The sequence below is a fragment of the Flavisericum labens genome, assembly GCF_045446075.1.
Lineage (GTDB): Bacteria > Bacteroidota > Bacteroidia > Flavobacteriales > Flavobacteriaceae > Flavisericum > Flavisericum labens.
In genome coordinates, this window is the sequence record NZ_JBJJBQ010000002.1 from 349286 (window position 1) to 371604 (window position 22319).

Annotated in this window: 20 protein-coding genes and 1 tRNA gene; 12 read left to right on the forward strand and 9 right to left on the reverse strand. The window is 36.9% G+C overall.

Translation table 11 applies throughout. The annotated features are described in order from the left end of the window. Window positions 1-50: 50 nt before the first annotated feature. Entirely contained in the window at window positions 51-1334 is a 1284-nt protein-coding gene (gene fahA / locus ACIEHO_RS05200; RefSeq protein WP_406969361.1) for a fumarylacetoacetase, read from the reverse strand. Between the two features lie 214 nt (window positions 1335-1548). On the opposite strand from fahA, the gene glyA reads away from it, so the two are divergent. Further along, the gene (gene glyA, locus ACIEHO_RS05205) at window positions 1549-2820 is read left to right on the forward strand and encodes a serine hydroxymethyltransferase (RefSeq protein WP_406969845.1); all 1272 of its coding nucleotides are present in this window, start codon (window positions 1549-1551) and stop codon (window positions 2818-2820) included. Between the two features lie 194 nt (window positions 2821-3014). On the opposite strand, the gene ACIEHO_RS05210 is transcribed toward glyA, so the two are convergent. The 5 genes from ACIEHO_RS05210 to galK all read right to left on the reverse strand — a co-directional run bounded on the left by ACIEHO_RS05210 (window position 3015) and on the right by galK (window position 9598). After that, window positions 3015-3602 (reverse strand): hypothetical protein, encoded by a 588-nt coding sequence (locus ACIEHO_RS05210; RefSeq protein ID WP_406969363.1) that lies wholly within the window; start codon window positions 3600-3602, stop codon window positions 3015-3017. Window positions 3603-3700: 98 nt separating this feature from the next. Then, window positions 3701-5524, reverse strand: a complete 1824-nt coding sequence (locus ACIEHO_RS05215) for a glycoside hydrolase family 2 protein (RefSeq protein ID WP_406969365.1) — start codon at window positions 5522-5524, stop codon at window positions 3701-3703. A 189-nt stretch (window positions 5525-5713) separates the two neighbouring features. After that, a complete protein-coding gene (locus ACIEHO_RS05220; RefSeq protein WP_406969367.1) occupies window positions 5714-7285 on the reverse strand; it encodes a hypothetical protein in 1572 nt (523 codons plus the stop codon). A 124-nt stretch (window positions 7286-7409) separates the two neighbouring features. After that, on the reverse strand, window positions 7410-8432 hold the full coding sequence (locus ACIEHO_RS05225) for a UDP-glucose--hexose-1-phosphate uridylyltransferase (RefSeq protein ID WP_406969369.1): 1023 nt from the start codon (window positions 8430-8432) through the stop codon (window positions 7410-7412). A 17-nt stretch (window positions 8433-8449) separates the two neighbouring features. Next, on the reverse strand, window positions 8450-9598 hold the full coding sequence (gene galK / locus ACIEHO_RS05230; protein WP_406969371.1) for a galactokinase: 1149 nt from the start codon (window positions 9596-9598) through the stop codon (window positions 8450-8452). A gap of 243 nt (window positions 9599-9841) precedes the next feature. Here galK and ACIEHO_RS05235 point away from each other — a divergent pair. The 7 genes from ACIEHO_RS05235 (at window position 9842) to ACIEHO_RS05265 (ending at window position 14195) form a co-directional block, all read left to right on the forward strand. Next, a tRNA-Arg gene (locus tag ACIEHO_RS05235) sits at window positions 9842-9915 on the forward strand. 429 nt (window positions 9916-10344) lie between these two features. Then, window positions 10345-10836 carry a carboxypeptidase-like regulatory domain-containing protein gene (locus tag ACIEHO_RS05240; protein WP_406969373.1) on the forward strand — a complete coding sequence of 164 codons (492 nt, stop codon included), beginning with the start codon at window positions 10345-10347 and terminating at the stop codon, window positions 10834-10836. A 239-nt stretch (window positions 10837-11075) separates the two neighbouring features. After that, the gene (locus tag ACIEHO_RS05245; protein ID WP_406969374.1) at window positions 11076-11264 is read left to right on the forward strand and encodes a hypothetical protein; all 189 of its coding nucleotides are present in this window, start codon (window positions 11076-11078) and stop codon (window positions 11262-11264) included. Continuing rightward, a complete protein-coding gene (locus tag ACIEHO_RS05250) occupies window positions 11265-11462 on the forward strand; it encodes a hypothetical protein (protein WP_406969376.1) in 198 nt (65 codons plus the stop codon). It begins immediately after the preceding gene. Beyond that, window positions 11447-11758 carry a peptidase M16 family protein gene (locus ACIEHO_RS05255; RefSeq protein WP_406969378.1) on the forward strand — a complete coding sequence of 104 codons (312 nt, stop codon included), beginning with the start codon at window positions 11447-11449 and terminating at the stop codon, window positions 11756-11758. Before ACIEHO_RS05250 ends, ACIEHO_RS05255 begins: the two co-directional genes overlap by 16 nt. 12 nt (window positions 11759-11770) lie before the next feature. Then, complete coding sequence (locus tag ACIEHO_RS05260) at window positions 11771-12217, forward strand: protein-disulfide reductase DsbD domain-containing protein (RefSeq protein ID WP_406969380.1); 447 nt, start codon at window positions 11771-11773, stop codon at window positions 12215-12217. 16 nt (window positions 12218-12233) lie between these two features. After that, entirely contained in the window at window positions 12234-14195 is a 1962-nt protein-coding gene (locus ACIEHO_RS05265) for a protein-disulfide reductase DsbD family protein (RefSeq protein WP_406969847.1), read from the forward strand. Window positions 14196-14332: 137 nt separating this feature from the next. Here the strand turns inward: ACIEHO_RS05265 and ACIEHO_RS05270 are convergent, their stop codons facing one another. Beyond that, on the reverse strand, window positions 14333-14704 hold the full coding sequence (locus tag ACIEHO_RS05270; RefSeq protein ID WP_406969382.1) for a TfoX/Sxy family protein: 372 nt from the start codon (window positions 14702-14704) through the stop codon (window positions 14333-14335). Then, window positions 14694-15797 (reverse strand): heparan-alpha-glucosaminide N-acetyltransferase domain-containing protein, encoded by a 1104-nt coding sequence (locus ACIEHO_RS05275; RefSeq protein WP_406969384.1) that lies wholly within the window; start codon window positions 15795-15797, stop codon window positions 14694-14696. Before ACIEHO_RS05275 ends, ACIEHO_RS05270 begins: the two co-directional genes overlap by 11 nt. Window positions 15798-15887: 90 nt before the next feature. Between ACIEHO_RS05275 and ACIEHO_RS05280 the strand changes: the two genes are divergently transcribed. From ACIEHO_RS05280 to acs, 4 genes are all read left to right on the forward strand, one after another. Continuing rightward, on the forward strand, window positions 15888-17246 hold the full coding sequence (locus tag ACIEHO_RS05280) for an alanine/glycine:cation symporter family protein (RefSeq protein WP_406969386.1): 1359 nt from the start codon (window positions 15888-15890) through the stop codon (window positions 17244-17246). A 254-nt stretch (window positions 17247-17500) separates the two neighbouring features. After that, window positions 17501-17755, forward strand: coding sequence for a DUF4212 domain-containing protein (locus ACIEHO_RS05285; protein ID WP_406969388.1), 255 nt, complete (start codon window positions 17501-17503; stop codon window positions 17753-17755). 6 nt (window positions 17756-17761) lie between these two features. Further along, the gene (locus tag ACIEHO_RS05290) at window positions 17762-19552 is read left to right on the forward strand and encodes a sodium:solute symporter family protein (RefSeq protein WP_406969390.1); all 1791 of its coding nucleotides are present in this window, start codon (window positions 17762-17764) and stop codon (window positions 19550-19552) included. Between the two features lie 189 nt (window positions 19553-19741). Continuing rightward, a complete protein-coding gene (gene acs, locus ACIEHO_RS05295) occupies window positions 19742-21649 on the forward strand; it encodes an acetate--CoA ligase (RefSeq protein ID WP_406969392.1) in 1908 nt (635 codons plus the stop codon). A 4-nt stretch (window positions 21650-21653) separates the two neighbouring features. Here the strand turns inward: acs and ACIEHO_RS05300 are convergent, their stop codons facing one another. Next, window positions 21654-22319 carry a 3'-5' exonuclease gene (locus ACIEHO_RS05300; RefSeq protein ID WP_406969394.1) on the reverse strand — a complete coding sequence of 222 codons (666 nt, stop codon included), beginning with the start codon at window positions 22317-22319 and terminating at the stop codon, window positions 21654-21656.

The window sequence follows — 22319 nt, forward strand, 5'->3', positions numbered from 1 at the left end:
AAATAAATCCGATTAAATGAGTAAATATTTTATGTTTTGTAAATTTAAGATTACTTTTTGCTAAAAATGGGAAGTAATTTAGTAGATACTTCACCAAAACCAATACGGGTTCCATCGTTTTCGCAATAGCCACGCATAATAACCGTGTCGTTATCGTTTATGAATTTGCGTTCGCTGCCGTCTTTTAGTTTAATGGGTTTTTCGCCTTTCCAGGTCAGTTCCAACATAGAGCCGTAGCTGTCTTCAGTCGGACCAGAAATAGTACCGCTACCCATCATATCGCCTGAATTTACTGGGCATCCGTTAACCGTATGGTGTGCCAGTTGTTGTACCATATTCCAATACAGGTGCTTAAAATTACTTTTGCTTACCACGGTTTCTTTCGCACCGTTCGGCTGAATGGATACTTCTAAATTAATATCGTAACTTTTTTTGCCTTTGTATTTTAGATAATCCAATTGCGGCTTAAGTGGTTTTGGTCCGGTTACGCGGAAAGGTTCCAAAGCATCTAAAGTGACAATCCACGGTGAAATGGAGGTCGCAAAACTTTTTGCCAAAAACGGGCCCAGTGGCACGTATTCCCACTTTTGGATGTCGCGGGCGCTCCAATCGTTCATCAATACCAAACCGAAAATATATTCTTCAGCTTCGTTAATGGGAATGGATTCACCCAAATCGTTCGCATCGGTAGTAATAAAGGCCATTTCCAATTCAAAATCTACCAACCTACTTGGGCCAAATACTGGTTCGGTAGCGCCATTGGGTAAAGCTTGACCTTGTGGGCGGCGTACTGGAATTCCAGAAGGAATGATGGACGAGCTTCTGCCGTGATACCCCACGGGAATGTGCAGCCAATTGGGCAACAGTGCGTTTTCTGAATCTCTAAACATGCTGCCAACATTGGTGGCGTGCTCTATACTCGAGTAAAAATCGGTATAATCGCCAATTTGAACCGGTAATTGCATTTCTATTTCATCCAATCGAAACAGCACCGTTTGCTTATGGCTTTTGTTATTTTTTAAGGTTTCGTTGTTGCTATCGAATATTTCTGCAATGCGATTTCTAACGGCACGCCATGTTTTTCTGCCGTCAGCAATAAAATCATTAAGCGTGTCTTGCAGAAAAATATCGTCGGTAAGTGCAATGCCATCAAAGTACCCCAATTGGTGCAGTGCCCCCAAATCTATGGCGGTATCACCAATACGCGTACCAATCGTAATAATATCGTCGCGCGTAAGAAACACCCCAAAAGGAATGTTTTGAATCGGGAAATCGGAGTTTTTGTCAACGTGTAGCCACGAAGTTCTATCTGGGTTGTTAGCGGATAATGGCATGACTTTATAAGTTTTATTAGAGTTTGTTATTTATTGTAATCTAATCAAACCTACATAATTTTTTTATTTTAAATTAAAAAAACACAAAAAATATGATGTGCATGTAATCGTTAATAACCCGGTTAAAAACTTCACACTAAATGCACATTTTTTGGTGGCGTTAAGTAATCTATTTGTTATTTTTGCCGAATATTTAACTAGAACATCATTTTATATGCAACGCGACGAACAAATTTTTGAACTTATACAAGCCGAAAAAGAGCGCCAATTACATGGTATTGAACTGATTGCTTCAGAGAATTTTGTAAGCGAACAAGTTATGGAAGCTGCCGGATCGGTATTAACTAATAAATATGCAGAGGGTTACCCTGGAAAACGCTATTATGGCGGTTGTGAAGTGGTTGATGAGGTAGAACAAATAGCCATTGATAGAGCAAAAACATTGTTCGGTGCGGCTTACGTTAATGTACAGCCACACTCTGGTAGTCAGGCTAATACGGCGGTTTACCATGCGTGTTTAAAGCCAGGCGATAAAATTTTAGGCTTCGACCTTTCGCACGGTGGGCATTTAACGCACGGTTCGCCAGTAAATTTTTCTGGTAAATTATACAACCCTGTTTTTTATGGTGTTGAGCAAGAAACAGGTGTTTTAAACTACGATAAAATTCAAGAGATTGCCACTAAAGAGCAACCTAAATTAATCATTGCTGGTGCTTCTGCTTATTCTCGTGATATCGATTTTAAGCGTTTTAGAGAAATAGCTGATAGCGTTGGAGCTATTTTGTTAGCCGATATATCGCATCCTGCTGGTTTGATTGCCAAAGGTATATTAAACGACCCACTTCCGCACTGTCACGTTGTAACGACCACAACGCATAAAACATTGCGTGGTCCAAGAGGTGGAATGATTATGATGGGGCAGGATTTTGAAAACCCTTTCGGAATAAAATTGAAAAACGGAAACTTACGTAAAATGTCGTCTTTATTGGACTCTGCTGTATTCCCTGGAAATCAAGGAGGTCCATTAGAGCATATTATTGCGGCCAAAGCTATTGCTTTCGGAGAAGCGTTAACAGACAACTTTTTAAACTACCAGTTGCAGGTTAAGAAAAATGCCAGCAAAATGGCAGATGCCTTGGTTGAAAAAGGATACAACATTATTTCTGGTGGAACCGATAACCACTGTATGCTGATTGATTTGCGTAACAAGAACCTTTCTGGGAAAGATGCTGAGCAAGCCTTGGTTAAAGCCGATATTACGGTGAATAAGAATATGGTGCCTTTTGATGATAAGTCGCCATTTGTAACCTCGGGTATCCGTTTGGGTGTTGCTGCAGTAACGACGCGTGGATTAAAAGAAGACGATATGCTAGCTATTGTTGAATTGTTGGATGAAGTGATTACCAATTTTGAAGACGATACCACTTTAGAAGCAGTAAAAGTGAAAGTAAACGCTATGATGAAAGGTAAGCCTTTGTTTGTATAGAGTGTCGTCATGTTGAACTTGGTTCAGCATCGCATAATTCAGCATCACATAATATAGAGAGAACCTGAAACAAGTTCAGGTTGACAATAAAAAATCCCGTCAAGTAGCGGGATTTTTTGTTTTTAATTGTAAAGTAATTTATTTAAATATTGATTATCATAAATAGAAGATTTTGATGATGATTTTAGTTGCAATTAACTTTTCTTCTTACTTATTCTCCACCTCCAACAGAAGTCTAAACTTATTGAATGTTGATATTTTAATTTGGATGATGGGTTAACCATAAAAAAATCAGGGCGATATACTATACCAATATTCAAATGTCTACCAATCTTGTAGTATGTATTTAAATTTAAACCTAATGATTGATTAGAAACCGATTTACCAATTTGATTTGGCGGCATATAATCTTCTCCAAAGTATCTTATGCGCCATGTGTACCATGTATAACTTAAACCATAACCAATTATGAACTTTTTCAAATTATGGTTATTAATTAAGCTAATATTACTGGAATATTGGTCTTCTAAAATACCATCTATATAATCTATTCCCATTGGTACAGGAACTTCATATTCCATTTGATTACTAAACACAATACTTGCAAATTTGTTTTTGGAATATTGATATCCTACAGAACCTGAAACACCCCAAAACCCAATACCAGATTTATTGGTTTCTCCTTCGGGTTGTGAGTAAAAGTTATTGACGTATGGTATGGAAAACATAATTTCCACCTCTCCAATTTTATCTGCGTTTTGGCATATTGCATGTTCAGTCAAAAAAAATGCATATAACATTAGCAAAACCTTGAGGCACTTCATCAACAGATATTATTTCTTTGTGGTTTGTTTGAGGTGATTTATTCTATACTGAAATGCTATTCCTTAGTTTTATAGTAATCCTGTAAAACATAAAAAGCTTTTTTCTTTTGTCCTTTTTCAGAAATCACACCTTTTCGGTTCCAGCCATCTTGAACGCCTCTTAACTGTCTTAACGGTGACATAAAATCAACAAGAATCCACGGTGTCATACCAGCTAAGCCGTCAATCTTGTCGAACATGGCAATGCTTTCTTTGTAGTGGTATTCTTGGAATTCTTCACTCCAACGGGTTAATTTATCAGCATGAAAACCTTGCAGGGCTCCGCTACCAAACTCACTTATAATAATAGGTTTTTCATAGCTTGATGTAAACGATTTTTTTTTGGCTTCCTCAGGTAAACCGCCATACCATCCCAGATATTCATTTAAACTGATAATATCCAGTTTTTCGATAAGGGGGTCGTTATAGGTGTAAACACTGTCTGGATGTCCATCTTTTTCTTGGTCTTTTTTGATAGCTGCAGAAATTAATCGGGTGTTATCTATACCTCTAATGTAGTCGGCCAATTCAGATAAAAAGGCAGTGCGCTTTTCATTTGGAGCCGTTTCATTGGCTATGGACCAAATAATGGAACAGGCTCGGTTATAATCTCGATTGATAAGTTCTGAATACTGTTGTTTGGCTTTTTTGAGTACTTCTGGATTTCCCCATTGAATACCCCAATACAAAGGCAACTCCTCCCAAAGTAAAATACCTTTTTGATCGGCAAGGCGAACAATGTTTTCTTGATGAGGGTAATGGGCTAACCTTAAAAAGTTGCAGCCCAGTTGCTCCGCCCAGTCCAGCATTAATTTGGCATCTTCAATAGTATTGGCTCTGTCTTTTCTAAGTGGGTTTTCGTCATGTAAACAAATACCTCTTAAGAAAATGGGCTTGCCGTTTAATAAAATTTGTTTTCCAACTGTTTCAATGGTTCTAAAACCAATTTGGTCTTCAAGAGTGTCAGCACCGGTCTCTAAAATCACTTGATATAATTTAGGGATTTCGGGCGACCATAATTCAATATTTCTAGCCTCAACTGAAAATTTGGTTATGCCGTTCGGATTAATTTTAATGATTTGGTTTACATTTAATTCTGGAATTTTGATTTTGGCACTTTCAGGAAAATGGTCACCAACAAGCTCAATTTTACCGTTTATTTTTTTCGTTCTTTTGTTGAGCGTCGATTTATCAAGTGCTATAAAATAATTACCGATAAAAGTTTTAGGGACTTCGATTAATTTAACATCGCGAATGATGCCACCGTGGTTGAACCAATCGGTAACTTCAGCAGGGATATTTTCTGGCTTTCGGGTATTGTTAACGCCAATGATTAAAAAGTTATCTTTTGCTTTTAATAAACCGGTGATTTCGAATGAAAATGGCGTAAATCCGCCCTCATGTTTTCCTAAAATTTCACCGTTAAACGTAACAGTGGTGATGTAGTTGGCGGCACCAATATTGATGAAATAGCGTTTGTTGGGGTCTATATTATTTTTGTTGAAGGTGCGTTTGTACCAAATATTTCCTTCATAATAGGTAAGCTCGGGTTTTTGAGAGTTCCAGTTGCCGGGAACCCAAAGGGTTTGGCCTGAATCAAAACTATATTCCACACGGTCTGTTTTATCTTTGGATATGGCATTTTTATAAATGGGCATAAAGCCCAATCTTCCCGTTTGATAGCGGTCCAAAATATATTCCCATTTACCATTTAAACTCGTATAGGTTCGGTTTTGTGTGTTGGAAATAAAAACATCTTGAGCGTGCGTTAAGCCGAAAGGAGTTAATATTATAATGAAAAATAAGATTTTGATTTTTCTCAGGTGCTTAGAAAATACCATTGGGTTTTAGTTTATGTTTAGTGTTCTAGTTTAATTTACTATATTGGAAATGGCAGTGCATAATTATTGTTAACTTGAGTATAACAAAATCTTGTCATCTATGTTTGAAGCATGTTTAGGATGGTCAACTTTTGTATACTAGGAAACGAAGTTAATTCAAACTTTTTATAGAATCAAATTCAGTTGTTTTTAGTTTTCTTCTTCTTCAGGAAAAGTAATATGTTGGTAAGCGCCTAAATCTGGTGAAGTGGTTCTGTCAATATTTAAAATATCGAATGGCACTTGTAAGGCAAAGGAAGCCAAGCCGCGGTTTATAGCTGCAGAATCCTCACCAATAATCAGTTGATTTTCATCGGAATTTAAAAAGTTGGGGTCTTGGTTGAAAATATTACCTTCATAAAGATTGGTATCTTCCAAATCATAATTAGGCCCAGTAAGGTTTGTGTTTCGACTATCAAAACGAATGAGGCAATTGGTGAACTTAAAATTGAACACCACATTGTCGTCTTCCAACTCATCTAACAAAATTTCGGGGTTATCGTTTCCATAAATAATGCAGTTGTTAAAGTTGGCTTCGGTTAAATCGGCTAGGGCTGCATTGTTGTCTTCATCCAAAACAAAATTATTTAGCAATAATGCAGGAAATTGCCGTGCACTGGTATCCCAATAATTGGCAATGGTACTATGTGTAAAATTGTACTTGCCGCCCAATGTACCCGCAAACGAAGACAGCCCCGAATTATTAATAATTACGTTTTCGCCCAAAATAGATGTATTACGGCCCAAAACACCAAAGCTACTGGAGTTATAAACTTGTGAATTGGTCATGGTCAATTTGTTGTTGATTCCATTGGGATTGCCATCACACAAAATACCAATGGTAGAATTTTTAATAGTAGCGTAATTGATGGTGTTGTTTACACTGCCATCCAATAGCCAAATAGCTCCCCATTGCCCAGGTACGTCACTATATAATGGCTCTAAGCGGTCGCCTTCAAAAATCACTTCGTTTTCCAGTAACTCTTGGTCGGTACTGTAGACGCCATTCACGTTTATAGAAGCCCCGTTGGAAACAATTAGTCCAGAATTATCATGAAAATGAAGTCGTGCTCCAGCTTCAACGGTTAAGGTTTTACCGGTTGGAACGGTGGCAAAACCATAAATAACATAAGGTTTTTCGTTAGTAAATGTGAGTTCGTCGTCACGGAGCTCGCGTCCCTGCAAATCGGTTTCAAACAGTTCTCCACCTAAATTCAGGGTGAGCGTTTCAATAACCTTAGTAGTGCCATCACGTTCTGGATAAATAAAAATGGCATCTTTAACTAAAGTGACCAATTCTACTTTTTGCAGATTGCTTCCTGCATCAAATTCTATTTGGTCGGTGTATAAATACTCACCAGTTGGATTGTTGAAATTGTTGAAATCGATGGTTGATTCAACAAAAATATATAAACTGTCTTTCGATAAAATTTCAATATTATCAAAAGTTTTTCCGGCCATGCCATCAACGTTCAATCGGTAATTTGAAGATTCACCCAAAGCCAACCGCAATGAAGGAATTGAAATATCATTGTCACTTCTATTGTAAACCGTTAAGTTGTACGTGCTGGAGCCAATATTGGTAAAAACCGTATCGAGATAAACAGTGTCTTTTGAAAATTCAAGCTGACCAGTGCTTGGAGCAAATTCAAAATCTTTTCGGCATGAGCTCCAAAGCAATAAAAATCCTAAAGTAAGTATAAAGTAAAAGTAACGTTTCATTAAAGGCGCATGTTTTGTGGGTTAAAAATATAACTTTTGAAGGTATGATTTATTATGAAAGTGTTTAAAAATAAAAAAACCTGTTAGGAAGCAACAGGTTTTGTAAAGTATTTTATTGGAGAAGTTACAACAGAGCTCTAATCATTTTTACAGCTGATTCTGCGGTAATATCACGTTGCGGCGAACCGAACATTTCGTAACCTACCATGAATTTTTTAACCGTTGCGCTACGCAGCAATGGCGGGTAAAAGCTCATGTGCCAGTGCCAATGTCTGTTGTCGTTACCATCTGTGGGTGCTTGGTGGATGCCGCTGGAGTAGGGGAATGATGTATTGAAAATCTTGTCGTAAGCCTTCGTTATTACCGATATGGCCTCAGCATACTGATAGGTTTCTTCACTGGACATTTTTAAAATATTCGATTGGTGTTTTTTGGGAATAATCATCGTCTCGAAAGGCCAAACTGCCCAAAATGGCACCAAAACCACAAAACCATCATTTTCAAAAATAATGCGCTCCTGTTTTTCCAGTTCTTGTTTTAGGTAATCTCCTAAAAGACTACTATTGTTATTATTGAAATAGTTGAGCTGTTGGGTGTGTTTTTTATCTACTTCGTTTGGCAAGGTAGACTGGCTCCATATTTGCCCGTGCGGGTGCGGATTGCTACAGCCCATAACAGCACCTTTGTTTTCAAAAATCTGTACGTAATTGATATTTGGATTATCGGCCAGTGCTTTAAATTCTTTTTGCCATGCCAACACCACTTTTTCAATGGCTTTTGGAGCCATATCGGCCAAGCTTTTAGAGTGGTCTGGACTAAAACAGATTACTTTGCAAATGCCCGTTTCACTTTCGGCAGTTAGGAGTCCGTCGTTGACAGAAAATATTTTAGAATCGCTTTGCAAGGCGGCAAAATCGTTGGTAAATACAAAAACGTCATCGTATTTTGGATTTACCTCGCCATTAATACGAGTGTTTCCAGCGCACAAGTAACAAGATTCGTCATAAGAAGGGCGAACTTCATTTGAAACGGCTTCATTTTGCCCCTGCCATGGTCTTTTAGCGCGATGCGGAGAAACCAAAACCCATTCGCCAGTGAGTATATTTAATCTTTTATGAGAATAATCTTGTAAATCGGTATTTTTCATTTCAATATTTATTTTAGTTAGTTTACAATATGAGTACCATCTTCAAGTTCAATAAAATAAACTGAACATTCTTTATCGAATTTTTCTTTATAGGCTTTTGATGCAGTTTCCGCAAATTTTTTGGCTTCCTTTTTGGATACCAAATTAATGGTGCAACCACCAAAGCCACCGCCCATCATTCGAGCGCCCAGCACTTCATTATTTGTTTTGGCTTGTCCTACAAGAAAGTCCAATTCGTCACAGCTTACTTTATATTGCTTGGATAGCCCATCGTGCGATGCATAGATAAGTTTTCCCAAAGTCTCCAAATCATTATCTTCGATGGCCTTTGATGCTTTTACAGCTCTTTCGTTTTCTTGAATAACATATAAGGCTTTTTGGTAATTTTCGGGGGTTACCTGATTTTTTATTTTTTCCAAATCACTTTCGGTTGCATCTCTTAGTGCTTTTATGCCCAATAATTCAGCTATATTTTCACATGCTGAACGTCTGTCGTTGTAAGCACTGTCAGAAAGGCTATGCTTTACATTGGTGTTGATAAGCATAAGTTGATGGTCTTTAAAATCAATTTCGTAAGGCTTCGCTTCTATGGTTCTGCAATCCAATAGGAGAGCATTGTTCTTAATACCAAACATACTGGCGTATTGGTCCATAATGCCGCAATTTACTCCCACATAGTTGTGCTCGGCTTTTTGCGATATGAGTATCATCTCTTCTTTGGTAAGACCAAGATTAAAAAGCTCATTCAACCCAAAAACCACACTGTTTTCTAGAGCGGCAGAAGACGACATTCCGGCACCTCCTGGAATGTTTCCCTTAAACATGATATTGAAGTTGCCTACAACTTTATTCCGGTTTTGTATTTCGGCCACAACACCGAAGACGTAGTTTTCCCAGCTGCCTTCTTTTGAAGGTTTTAAGTTGTTTAAGTCGAATTCAATTTTACTGTTCAAATCCAAGGCATAGGCTATGGATTTATTGCTGTCTGTTTTTTGAATGGCTGCTGCAATGCCTTTATCTACGGCTGCAGGAAATACAAATCCGTCGTTATAATCGGTGTGCTCTCCTATAATATTTATTCTTCCTGGCGAAAAAATAAGAATGGGCGTTGTTTGAAAGTTGGAGATGAAACTTGTTTTTACAATATTAATTAGCGTATTGCTCATATTTAATCCTGTTTAGGCTTTTATAATAACAAAAATAAGCTTCAAATATAGAATAATAGACAAATTATAGATTTAATACCATGGATTGTCGGTTTTAAATTGTGGAGATTGAACTGTTTATGATTTTTTGAATAAGACAATACATTAATTATTTAAAATTATACTATTTCTTTTGGTTAGATATGTAGTTAATTTTATATTTGCGCACTGGAAAAATAAAATTATATTTTTCTTAATATTAAAGGTCGCGTAGCTCAGTTGGATAGAGCATCTGCCTTCTAAGCAGACGGTCACAGGTTCGAATCCTGTCGCGATCACGAATAAATAGTGTAATAAGAAAAAACGCCAAGCACGCTTGAGCGTTTTTTTGTTTGGACTATTTTCAAAGCGGTACGCTTTGGATATTCAATCCTGTCGCAATCACAAGAACCTGTTGATATTCAGCAGGTTTCTTTGTTTATACTGGTTTCTAATTTTTCAGAGAACCAGATTAGGAGGTTACTTTCTGACACAAAACGTGCACAATACGACGCACACTTTGACCATAATACTACCAATTATGGCAACTGTAAAAACCAAACTCGACAAAAGAAGAGTTAAATCAGATGGTACGTACACCATCATATACAAAATCCGGCATCTTAAAAAAAATTACAGAATTAACTTAGGAGCTTAAATCATCTAACATTACTTGGATTATCCCAACGCTTTATTATAATTCTTATCTTTAATAAAATAATCAACCAATGAGAAAACTGCTAATATTATTTATTGCATTTCCAATTATTGTATTTGGGCAGGTCAATCTCGAAGAGGGTCTGAAAAATGAAATCATGATAGAGGGAAATGTGAGCGATGTACACGGCTTACCTTTAACAGGGGCAGATATATTGATAAAAGGCAAATCGAATGTAATCAAAACAGATTTTGACGGAAATTTCAATTTAAAGGCAGAGAAAGGGACCGTACTGGTTATTGGTTCTTCTGGATTTAAAACTAAAGAATTTACTGTGGAAAATCAGGTTAAAGTTAATATTATTTTGGAGGATGAAGTTACATCAGAAAAAACAAAGGCATTAACTAAATCAGACTATAGAAAGAAGAGGCGTGCTGATAATAAGGCCAGGCGTGATGCCCAAAGGGAAAAAAATACAAACGATATAGATTTGAATAATGAGATATTAAAAGCGGTAGGCAGAAGTGCTAAGGGAGCCATAAGAAAAAAACAGCAGGAATAATTGAATAGGAAAACATCATTATAGATTTGGAAAAAGCAAGGGTTAATCAAAATCATTAACCTTAAACAAACGTTTAAAAAATTATGGGTACAACATTAAAACTTTACATCAAAACCCTAAAAGATTGAATATAAATATGACGAACTTATAAGGTCAAGCCGTTATTCATAAAGCCTCTTATCTTTTGGCGCAATACATATTGGACGTTTTGCTAATGTTTCCGATTTCGAATTTTTATTGTGGGAGGTGTTAAAGAAGAGGCATTAAAACCTCCTTTAGTAAAATATATATATAGAATACCTAGTGAGAAGGTTTCAGAATCATATAAAGATAATTCTATAGATTGGATTTCAGACCAAATAGATAAAGATATTTACCTTGCCATGGAAGATCTTAAGGCAACAATTAATATCATATATAAAAAATAAATGCCATATAGCAAAGAGAATGTTATTTTTGCTAGAGTTTTAGGAGGTATTTTACATTTACGTGTTACCAAAACCGCAAGAGAGGCTGAAGGAGGCGCTTATAGCCCGAGTGCACGTGCTAGTTTTGTAGACAACCAAAATCTCAGGCTATTGTATCGTTTAATTTTGATTGCAATCCAGATATGGCCGATAAATTAGCAGATACTGTAAAAAATGAGTTTCAAAAAATAGTGGATGAAACAATAAGTGCAATTGATTTAGAAAAGATAAGAACCAATTTAATTAAAGAGCAAGAACAAGTAGAAGGTTATAATAGTTTCAATATGCAAATGCTAAAAGCTTTTTATCGATTTGGAGAAAACATGAATGATTCTATAAACTTTGAATATATTGTAAATGGTATGACAGCAAAGGATATTCAAAAGATTGCTCAAGAAATAATCAATAACAAACAATCTTATGAAATCATATTTAAACCAAAAAAACCTAAATAAGGAAAATTAAACATGAAAAAATTAATTTTATTTGTTGTGTTTATGTCTACACTAGTAGGGCAGGCACAAGTATTAGAACCTGTAAAATGGTCTACATCCGTTAATAAAATATCAGCTACAGAATACGAATTAGTAGCCACTGCAACCATTGACGAAGGCTGGCATTTATACGCACAAGGTGTGCCTGAAGATGGTCCAATACCAACAAGCTTCAGCTTCCAAAGTGGCCGTAATTTTCTAAAAAAAGGAAATACTTCTGAAGAGGAAGGACATACCGTTAAAGACCCTATTTTCGAAATGGAAATTAAGTATTTTGATACCAAGGCCGATTTTAAACAGCGCATTAAATTAAAAGGAAAAGCGCCTTTTGATGTAAACGGTGTTGTAGAGTTTATGGTTTGTGATGACACTAGATGTTTGCCTCCAACCGAAGTGGATTTAGTATTCAACGTAAAATAAATCAGAATTATACATGATGAAGAATTTTCTTTTTGCTTTAACGGCACTCGTATTTTCGGTAAGTACATTTTCTCAAGTATTAGAACCTGTTAAATGGGAAACTTCCGTTGAAAAAATATCCGATACCGAATACTATTTAGTTTCAAAAGCTACCATTGAAAATGGGTGGCATTTATATTCGCAGGATGTTCCGGAAGATGGACCTATTCCAACCTCATTTATTTATGATGATAGCGAAGGCAATTTTAAAATTGTCGGAAATACCGATGAAGACAAAGGGCATACTGTGAACGACCCCGTGTTTGAAATGGAAATTAAATATTTTGATGAAACGGCCACATTCAAACAAAAAATAAAGCTTAAGGGAAATATTGAAACTATTGCTGGTTTTGTGGAATTTATGGTGTGCGATGATACTAGATGCTTACCACCAACCGAAGTAGATCTGGAATTTAATTTTCAAGGTGTTTCAACTACCAAAAATGAAGCAATCGTTGATGTTTCCGAAGCCTCTTCAACCGTTTCTAAAACACCAGAATCTAAAAAAGGTTTATGGTCTATTTTTATCATTGCCTTTTTATCGGGTTTTGCAGCTTTGTTAACGCCTTGCGTTTTCCCGATGATTCCTATGACGGTAAGTTTCTTCACCAAACAGAGTGAAAATAAAGCCATTGGCATTAGAAATGCTATTATTTATGGGTTGTCCATCATTATTATTTATGTGTTGTTGGGCACATTGGTAAGTTTAGTTTTTGGTGCCGATGCCCTTAACGCCCTATCAACCAATGTATGGTTCAATTTGGCTTTTTTCTTATTACTATTGGTTTTTGCTGCTTCTTTTTTAGGAGCTTTCGAAATCATGTTGCCTAATTCTTGGGCAAATAAAGTAGACCGACAAGCCGATAGAGGCGGATATATTGGTATATTCTTTATGGCCTTGGCCTTGGCTATCGTGTCCTTTTCTTGTACGGGACCTATTGTTGGTACCTTGTTGGTAGAAGCTGCATCTGGTGGCAGTCAAATTGGACCTATTGTAGGTATGTTAGGCTTTTCATTGGCCATTGCATTACCGTTTGCTTTGTTTGCAGCATTCCCGGGATGGTTAAATTCATTGCCAAAATCTGGTGGATGGCTAAACACTGTAAAAGTGGTTTTGGGCTTTTTGGAGTTGGCTTTGGCATTTAAATTCCTTTCCAATGCCGATTTAGTGCTGCAATTACATATTCTTGAACGCGAGGTGTTTATTGCTATTTGGATTGCTATATTTGGTGCTTTAGCGTTTTACCTTTTTGGGAAAATACAATTACCCCACGATTCGCCATTAACTCATATTTCAGTGGGGCGTTTAAGCCTGGGGCTTTTAGTTTTATCATTTACCATTTATATGATTCCTGGACTTTGGGGTGCCCCGTTGAATTTAATCAGTGCATTTCCGCCGCCACAACATTATAGCGAGTCACCTTATGGTGTGGGTTATACCCAATTGGGTTCTGATGGTTCAGCAGGTCATGGCGACATTCCTGAAGGTGCCCATTTAATGCCTCCACACAATATTTTGGCTTTTAATGATTATTATAAAGGCTTGGCCTATGCCAAAAAAGTTGGTAAACCCATAATGCTCGATTTTACAGGGCATGCCTGTGTTAATTGCCGAAAAATGGAACAGAAGGTTTGGGTAAAACCTAAAGTTTTAGATATTCTAAAAAACGATGTGGTTTTGATATCGTTATATGTTGATGACAAGCGTGAATTAAAGGAAGATGAAATCGTCGATTCCAAACTGAAGCCGGGAAAAAAGCTGAAATATATCGGACAAAAATGGAGTGAACTGCAAACTATAAAATATAAAACCAATTCACAGCCCTTTTATGTTTTGATGGGGCACGATGAAGAAAATTTGATTGATCCTGTAGCCTATACGCCCGATGTTGATGAGTATTACAATTGGTTAAAAGAAGGCGTTTCAAAATTTAAATAAAAAAGATAAACGCTGAACGTTGGTTAGCTTCTAAAGAGTAATTTTAATTTAACTAAAGATATGTTTTAAGTATTCGTTAATGGAGAATTACTATAGTTCTCCTTGAGAATCACACATAAAATCCTTGTATTTTTTGTTTACTGTTTTTTGCGTTTCTTTTTACTGGATTTTGCTTGAGGATTAAAAGCTAAACACAAATCAATCCAATAAGATAGTTCATCTTCAGAATCAAAACCATCTTCAGTAATAAAAATATAGCCCCGCATTGGGCGTCCCGTAAAATCCATGGGTAAACATTCGGGCTTTTCGAGTTCTTTTTGATAAACCGATTCACCAATACGCGCCATCAATAAACTATCTCCTCGTTTTTTATCGATATGGATACCACAAAGCATTTTATTATCTACTTTAAAACACAAACCGCCCATCATTTTTAATTCTGCGAACATGATTTGTTTTTCCTGTAACTGTCGCCTAATTCTATCGGCCAAGTATTCGTCATACGCCATTTTTTTCAGATTTAAATTTATGGATGATTTTCCTGATCAAATTATAGAGAAATGCGTTGGTTTTAGCGTAATGGAAAGAAATAAAACATACCATAATCATAAATAAAAGAGCACCTAAAATAGCTTCCGTGGGATTTAAAGATTTATTTAAAAATCGCTTTATTCCGTAACCAGTAAAGCTTCCGTAGAGCAAAATAAAATGGATGACATATATGGACAAGGTTTTTTCACCGATTTTAGCGATTATCGATTGTTTTAAAAACCGTTCAAAACCATAAAACAATCCGAATAAAATAAGCACATTGCCCAATCGCGTAAACAAATAGTTGTAGTTGGCACTTTGTTCTAGCAGTTCGAATTCCGTTAATCCGTAAAGTTTCATTAACATCCAGGAGGAGTGGTATATGAGAAAGTATCCAACCATAAAAAAAGTTGCTATGGTTATGGTCTTAAAACGTTCGCGATGTACGTGCCTAAAAAACACGGTGGAAATAAAGGCACCAAAAGCCGAATAACCAAACCAAGGTAAAATGGTAAATACAGAACCGTTGGATTTGGTCAAGTAGTTGGCAAAAACCGTTGGAATGTTTTCAAATTTTAAATTTCTGTAGATGGGTTCGGTGATGAAACAACAGCATCCAATTGAAAATAGAAATATCGAAAACAAATAGCTATGTTTTTTTAACAACAGGTGAAGTCCAACAAGACATATCAATGAAAAACCGATGCATTGCAGCACATCGATGACCAAAAAATATGAATTAAAGTAACCACTAAGCCAGCCGAAAATATTAACGCGTAAACTGTATCCAATGGCGATTAAAACAAAGCCTCTCGTCAGTCCTTTCTTTATTCTGGGTTTGTCGTTTCCTTTAGCATAAGCACGCAGTAATAAATAGGTAAAAACCAGTCCAGAAATAGTAAAGAAAGTAGGGGCTGTTATACCCCGAAAATAAGACCAAATGTTATAAGCTATATCATTTTGGTCTCTAAAATTTACCGCCAACAAGGTGTCAATAAAATGTCCCTGCAGCATCATTAAAATAGCAAATGCCCTAACGGCATCGATAAAATGTAAGCGATTGGCCTGCAATACAATTTGTCTTTAAGTAGTTAAATATACTTTTAAATAATGAAAAAAGAATATGTTTAAAGTGATATATTTATAAAATACAAATCGTTTATGGAGGATTTGATTAAAAATTTTTCTGATTTTGTTTGGGGGCTACCTTTGCTCATTTTGTTGATTGGAGGTGGGGCGTATCTTTTGGTCCTATCAAAGTTTTTACCTTTTAGATATCTAGGTCATGCCATTGAGGTACTCCGCGGTAAATATGATGACCCCGATGACCCCGGACAAATTTCACATTTCAAGGCATTAACAACGGCTTTATCTTCAACCTTAGGCATGGGGAACATCGCTGGTGTTGCCGTTGCTATTTCAATTGGAGGGCCTGGTGCTATGTTCTGGATGTGGGTTAGTGCCATTATGGGCATGTCTACCAAATTTTTTACCTGTACGTTGGCGGTAATGTATCGGGGTAAAGATAGTGTTGGCGAATTACAGGGTGGTCCTATGTATTTTATTGTTGAAGGCCTGGGTAAGTCTTGGAAACCCTTAGCCGTAATGTTTAGTGTTTTTGGAATGATTGGCGCACTACCTGTGGTAAATGTTAATCAGTTAACTCAGGCAGTAAATGATATTATTCTAATCCCGAATGGTTTTGAAGTGGGATTAAAATCAAATCTCATATTGGCAGGTGTTTTAGTGCTGATAACATCTGTAATTATCTTAGGTGGATTAAATCGAATAAGCAATACCGCCTCAAAATTAGTACCGTCTATGGTGTTACTGTATTTTGGTTTGGTGGTTTTTATTCTGATTTCAAATTATAATCAGGTTCCTAAATATCTTTTAATGATTTTTACCGATGCTTTTGCAGCAGAAAATTTCAACGGTGACCCGTTTTTTGGAGGTATGATAGGGGCTTTGGTGCTTTTGGGGATTCGGCGCGGGGCATTTTCAAACGAGGCAGGTATTGGAACGGCACCCATGGCTCATGGTGCAGCCAAAACCGATGAACCGGTTCGCGAGGGATTGGTAGCTATGTTGGGGCCAGCAATCGACACTTTAGTGGTTTGTACCTTAACGGCTTTGGCTATTTTAGTGACCGGAGTATGGGAAACTACATCAGATAACGGCGTGAGTTTAACGGCGTCTGCATTTAGTCATGTCATGCCAATTTATGGAAGCTATTTGCTTATGGTATGCGTGTTCATTTTTAGTGTTTCATCGTTGTTTTCGTATTCATACTATGGGGCAAAATGCTTGTCCTTTATTATTGGAGCCAATAAAAAGCATTACTACAATTACATTTATATTCTGAGTATCATTGTGGCTGCTGTTTCGCCATTTAGCGCGATGCTAAATTTAATAGATGGTGTCTTTGCGTTGATGGCAATTCCAACCATATTCGCAACAATTATTTTGGCTCCAAAAGTTGTTGTGGAAATAAAATCATACCTAAAACGAATGTCGTAAAATTGTTTTCTTAAGGCCATAAATGAGCAATACTAATTGATTTTAACAATCTAAATGTTATATTAGCATTTTAACACGATGTTTTTGTTGAAGTTCTTAGTTTTTCAGTCTATTTTTTATCAAAATGTTTTAAGTTTCAAACAGAACAGTCATTAGTGTTCACTTTATGATGTATTTGTTGAAATTTAGGCGCTGAATAATTAAAATTGAGAATTCATTGATATCGAAAAAAACACTAACTAAACTAAATTAAAATGGCAAAAAACAATGCTAAAGCCTATTGGAAAGAAAACCTCAGGTATTTATTTATTCTTTTATCAATTTGGTTCCTTGTGTCTTTTGTAGCCGGAATTTTATTAAAAGATGCCTTAAATGAAATAAAATTAGGCGGCTTCAAATTAGGGTTTTGGTTCGCACAACAGGGATCAATTTATGTATTTGTAATACTAATTTTTGTTTACGTAAGATTAATGAATAAACTGGATAAAAAATACGGGTTTGATAACTAATAGATTATGGATGCACAAAATTTAACTTATATATTTGTTGGAGTAACATTTGCACTTTACATTGGTATTGCCATTTGGTCTAGAGCAGGTTCTACAAAAGAATTTTATGTTGCAGGCGGAGGTGTTTCTCCAATTGCTAACGGTATGGCCACAGCGGCAGATTGGATGTCGGCAGCCTCATTCATCTCTATGGCTGGTATTATTTCATTTTTAGGGTATGATGGTTCTGTTTTTCTTATGGGTTGGACAGGTGGCTATGTATTACTAGCATTGCTTCTTGCACCTTATTTAAGAAAATTCGGGAAGTTTACGGTACCCGATTTTATAGGTGATAGGTATTATTCAAATACGGCACGAAGCGTTGCTGTTTTCTGTGCTTTAATAGTGTCGTTTACCTATATTGCTGGACAAATGCGTGGGGTTGGTGTTGTATTTTCACGTTTTCTTGAGGTAGACATCAATACAGGCGTTATGATTGGAATGATTATCGTATTATTCTATGCTGTACTGGGAGGAATGAAAGGGATTACCTATACGCAAGTAGCACAATATTGCGTACTGATTTTTGCGTTTCTGGTTCCTGCTATTTTTATTTCCATTCAAATGACTAATAATCCTTTTCCAATGCTGGGCATGGGCGATACCTTGGCTGATGGTTCTGGAACCTACATGTTAGATAAACTTGATGGACTAAATCAAGAGCTTGGGTTTAATGCTTATACAGATGGCTCTAAGAGTATGATTGACGTATTTGCAATAACCTTAGCTTTAATGGTGGGTACAGCTGGTTTGCCTCATGTAATAGTTAGATTTTTTACCGTAAAAAGGGTAAAGGATGCAAGGAAATCGGCTGGATACGCCTTATTGTTTATTGCCCTTTTGTACATCACGGCACCTGCCGTAGCGGCCTTTGCCAAGCTGAATTTAATGGAAACTGTTAATCAAACAGAGTACAAACAACTACCAACATGGTTTAACACTTGGGAAGATTTAGGTTTAATCGCTTGGACAGATAAAAATCAAGATGGAAAGGTACAGTATTTAGGACCAAAGCTAGACGGTGGGCCTGCACTTTCCTCTAAATCTCCGGAATTTACAGGTGAAATAGGTCTGTCTGGTGAACGTTTGATTTCAAATGCTTCAAGTAATGCCAACGAGCTATATGTAGATCGCGACATTATGGTGTTGGCCAACCCAGAAATAGCCAATTTACCTAATTGGGTTATTGCACTGGTTGCTGCTGGTTGTTTAGCTGCTGCTTTGTCAACTGCTGCTGGTCTATTGTTGGTGATTTCGTCTTCTGTATCGCACGACTTGATTAAAAAAATGATTAATCCTAACATTTCTGATAAAGGTGAATTAATAGCTGCCAGACTTTCAGCTGTGGTAGCGGTAATTGTTGCTGGGTACTTCGGGATAAATCCACCAGGGTTTGTTGCGGCGGTGGTTGCTTTGGCCTTTGGTTTAGCTGCAGCTTCCTTTTTTCCAGCAATTATTTTGGGTATCTTCTATAAGAAAATGAATAAAGAAGGTGCTATTGCAGGAATGGTTGTTGGTGTAACAACAATGCTTCTGTATATGGTGAAATTCAGATTGGGTTGGTTTGATGAGACCTTACCAGACGAAAGTGAGTGGTGGTTTGGTATTTCGCCAGAGGGCTTCGGAACGGTTGCTATGGTTTTAAATTTTGTTGTTTCTATTGTAATTATGAAATTTACACCAGACCCGCCTGAAGATGTTCAAGAGATTGTTGAAAACATCAGAATACCAAGTGGCGCTGGTGGGGCAACACATTAATTTACTAAACGAACTTCAGAAGTATGACCGCGTTAGGGATTGAACGGTATGTTTGAGCTCCCGACGTAGGAGGAGCGAGTAGTGAAAGCCCGACCCCCATTTTGGGGTAACGCCCAAAAAATTAATTTAGATCGAAAGAAAAATTATTTAATTTATTAATTTTAGTTATTAGCATAATCAAAATATCAAATGAGTAATTATCACATAAAACATTTAGAGGAATATTATCAAGTTTACCGTAAGTCTATAAGAGAGCCAGAAAATTTTTGGGAAGAAGTAGCTGAAGAGCATTTTATGTGGCGAAAGAAATGGGATAATGTTTTAACCTGGGATTTCAATAAGCCAGAAATTAAATGGTTTGAAGGCGCACAATTAAATATCACCGAAAACTGTATAGATAGACACCTAGCAACACGTGGTGATAAAACGGCCATTTTATTTGAGCCTAATAGTCCGGATGAACCAGCAGAACACATTACTTATAACCAATTACACAAACGGGTAAACAAATTAGCCAATGTTTTAAAAGCTAAGGGAATAAAAAAAGGCGATAGGGTTTGCATTTATTTACCTATGATTCCAGAATTGGCGATTTCTGTTTTGGCCTGTGCCAGGATTGGAGCCATACACTCTGTTGTATTTGCTGGTTTTTCTGCAACTGCTGTGGCGACCAGAATAAATGACAGTGACTGTAAAATGGTCATCACATCGGATGGGTCTTATCGCGGCGCTAAAACTATCGATTTAAAAGGTATCGTTGATGAAGCATTAGAAGTATGCCCGAGTGTAGATAAAGTTTTAGTAGCGAAACGTATCCATTCAGATGTTAAAATGAAAGAAGGCCGAGACTATTGGTTAAAACCATTATTGGATGAGGCTTATGGCGATTGTGATCCCGAAATTATGAATGCCGAAGACCCATTGTTTATTTTGTATACTTCTGGTTCCACAGGAAAGCCTAAAGGCATGGTACACACAACGGCCGGTTATATGGTTTATACGGCTTACACCTTTAAAAATGTTTTTCAGTATCGCGAAAATGATGTGTTTTGGTGTACAGCGGATATCGGATGGATTACCGGGCACAGCTACATTGTTTACGGACCATTAGCTAACGGAGCCACAACGGTAATGTTTGAAGGCGTGCCGAGTTATCCTGATTTTGGACGATTCTGGCAAATTATTGAAAAGCATAAAATAAACCAGTTTTATACAGCACCAACAGCTATTCGAGCATTAGCGAAACATGGTGTGGAATTGGTTGAGAAATACGATATATCGTCCTTAAAAGTATTGGGCAGTGTTGGAGAGCCTATAAATGAAGAAGCCTGGCACTGGTATAATGACGTGGTGGGTAAAAATAAAAGTCCTATTGTAGATTCGTGGTGGCAAACCGAAACAGGAGGTATCATGATTACGCCAATACCGTTTGTAACACCAACAAAACCAACTTATGCTACTTTACCATTCATCGGAATCCAGCCGGCACTATTGGATGAAAGTGGAAACGAACTTAAGGGCAATCAAGTAGAAGGTCGTTTGTGCATTAAGTTTCCTTGGCCATCTATAGCTCGAACTATTTGGGGCAACCATAAGCGTTATAAAGACACGTATTTTTCAGCTTTTGAAAACAAATATTTCACCGGTGATGGTGCCATGCGCGATGAGGTAGGCTATTATAGAATTACAGGTAGGGTAGATGACGTTATAATTGTATCTGGTCATAATTTAGGAACAGCTCCTATCGAAGATGCCATTAACGAGCATCCTGCCGTTGCAGAGTCTGCTATCGTCGGATTTCCGCACGAGGTTAAGGGAAGTGCATTATATGGATACATAACACTCAAGGATACAGGAGAGTCTAGAGACCATTCTAATTTGCGTAAAGAGATTAATCAATTGATTTCAGACCGTATTGGGCCTATCGCAAAATTAGATAAAATCCAATTTACGCAAGGGCTGCCCAAAACACGTTCGGGTAAAATTATGCGTCGTATTTTGCGAAAAATTGCAAGTAGAGATACCAGTAATTTAGGAGATACAAGTACGTTATTGAATCCAGAAGTAGTTCAGGATATCATGGATAACGTTAAGTAATTTTCTATCTGTTCAGCAAATAACCCCAGTTTAGGTGTTTTCTTTTATCTAAACGGGATAGGATTTTTAAGAATACTAAAGCCGTGATAAGCGCATCGCCAGTGGCGGTGTGCCTATCTATAGGCTGAACATTCAATTCTTTGCAGAGATAATCTAAAGTATAGGGTCTTGTATTGTCCTTGTAAATAATGTGCAACGACTTTTTGTAAAGCACGCCCGTATCAATAAACCTATTTTTTAATTTACCAAAACCATGTCTAGCGAGCATATTATTAATCATGCCTTTGTCAAAACTGGCATGATGGGCTATTAAAACGGCATCTTTTATGTAATCTAAAAAGACTTTTATAGCTTCCTGTTCTGATATTTTTTCTTCGGACCCCGAACGTATAATACCATGGATTTTTACCGTTTCAGGTTTAAAAACTTCTTGTTTTAAATAAACTTCTAATGTGTCGTTAACAGAAATGGTTTTTCCAGTAAGCGCTACAGCCCCAATTGATAAAATGCGGTCTTCTTTTTTGTCGAAACCTGTGGTTTCTGTGTCAAAAGCAACGAAACGTGTATTTCGAATCTCAGATTTCTTCTTCTTTTTAAATAGACTTAAATAATCTAGCCAAAAATCAGGTAAATCCTTTCGTCTTTTTACAAATGGCCATTTTAACTTCAT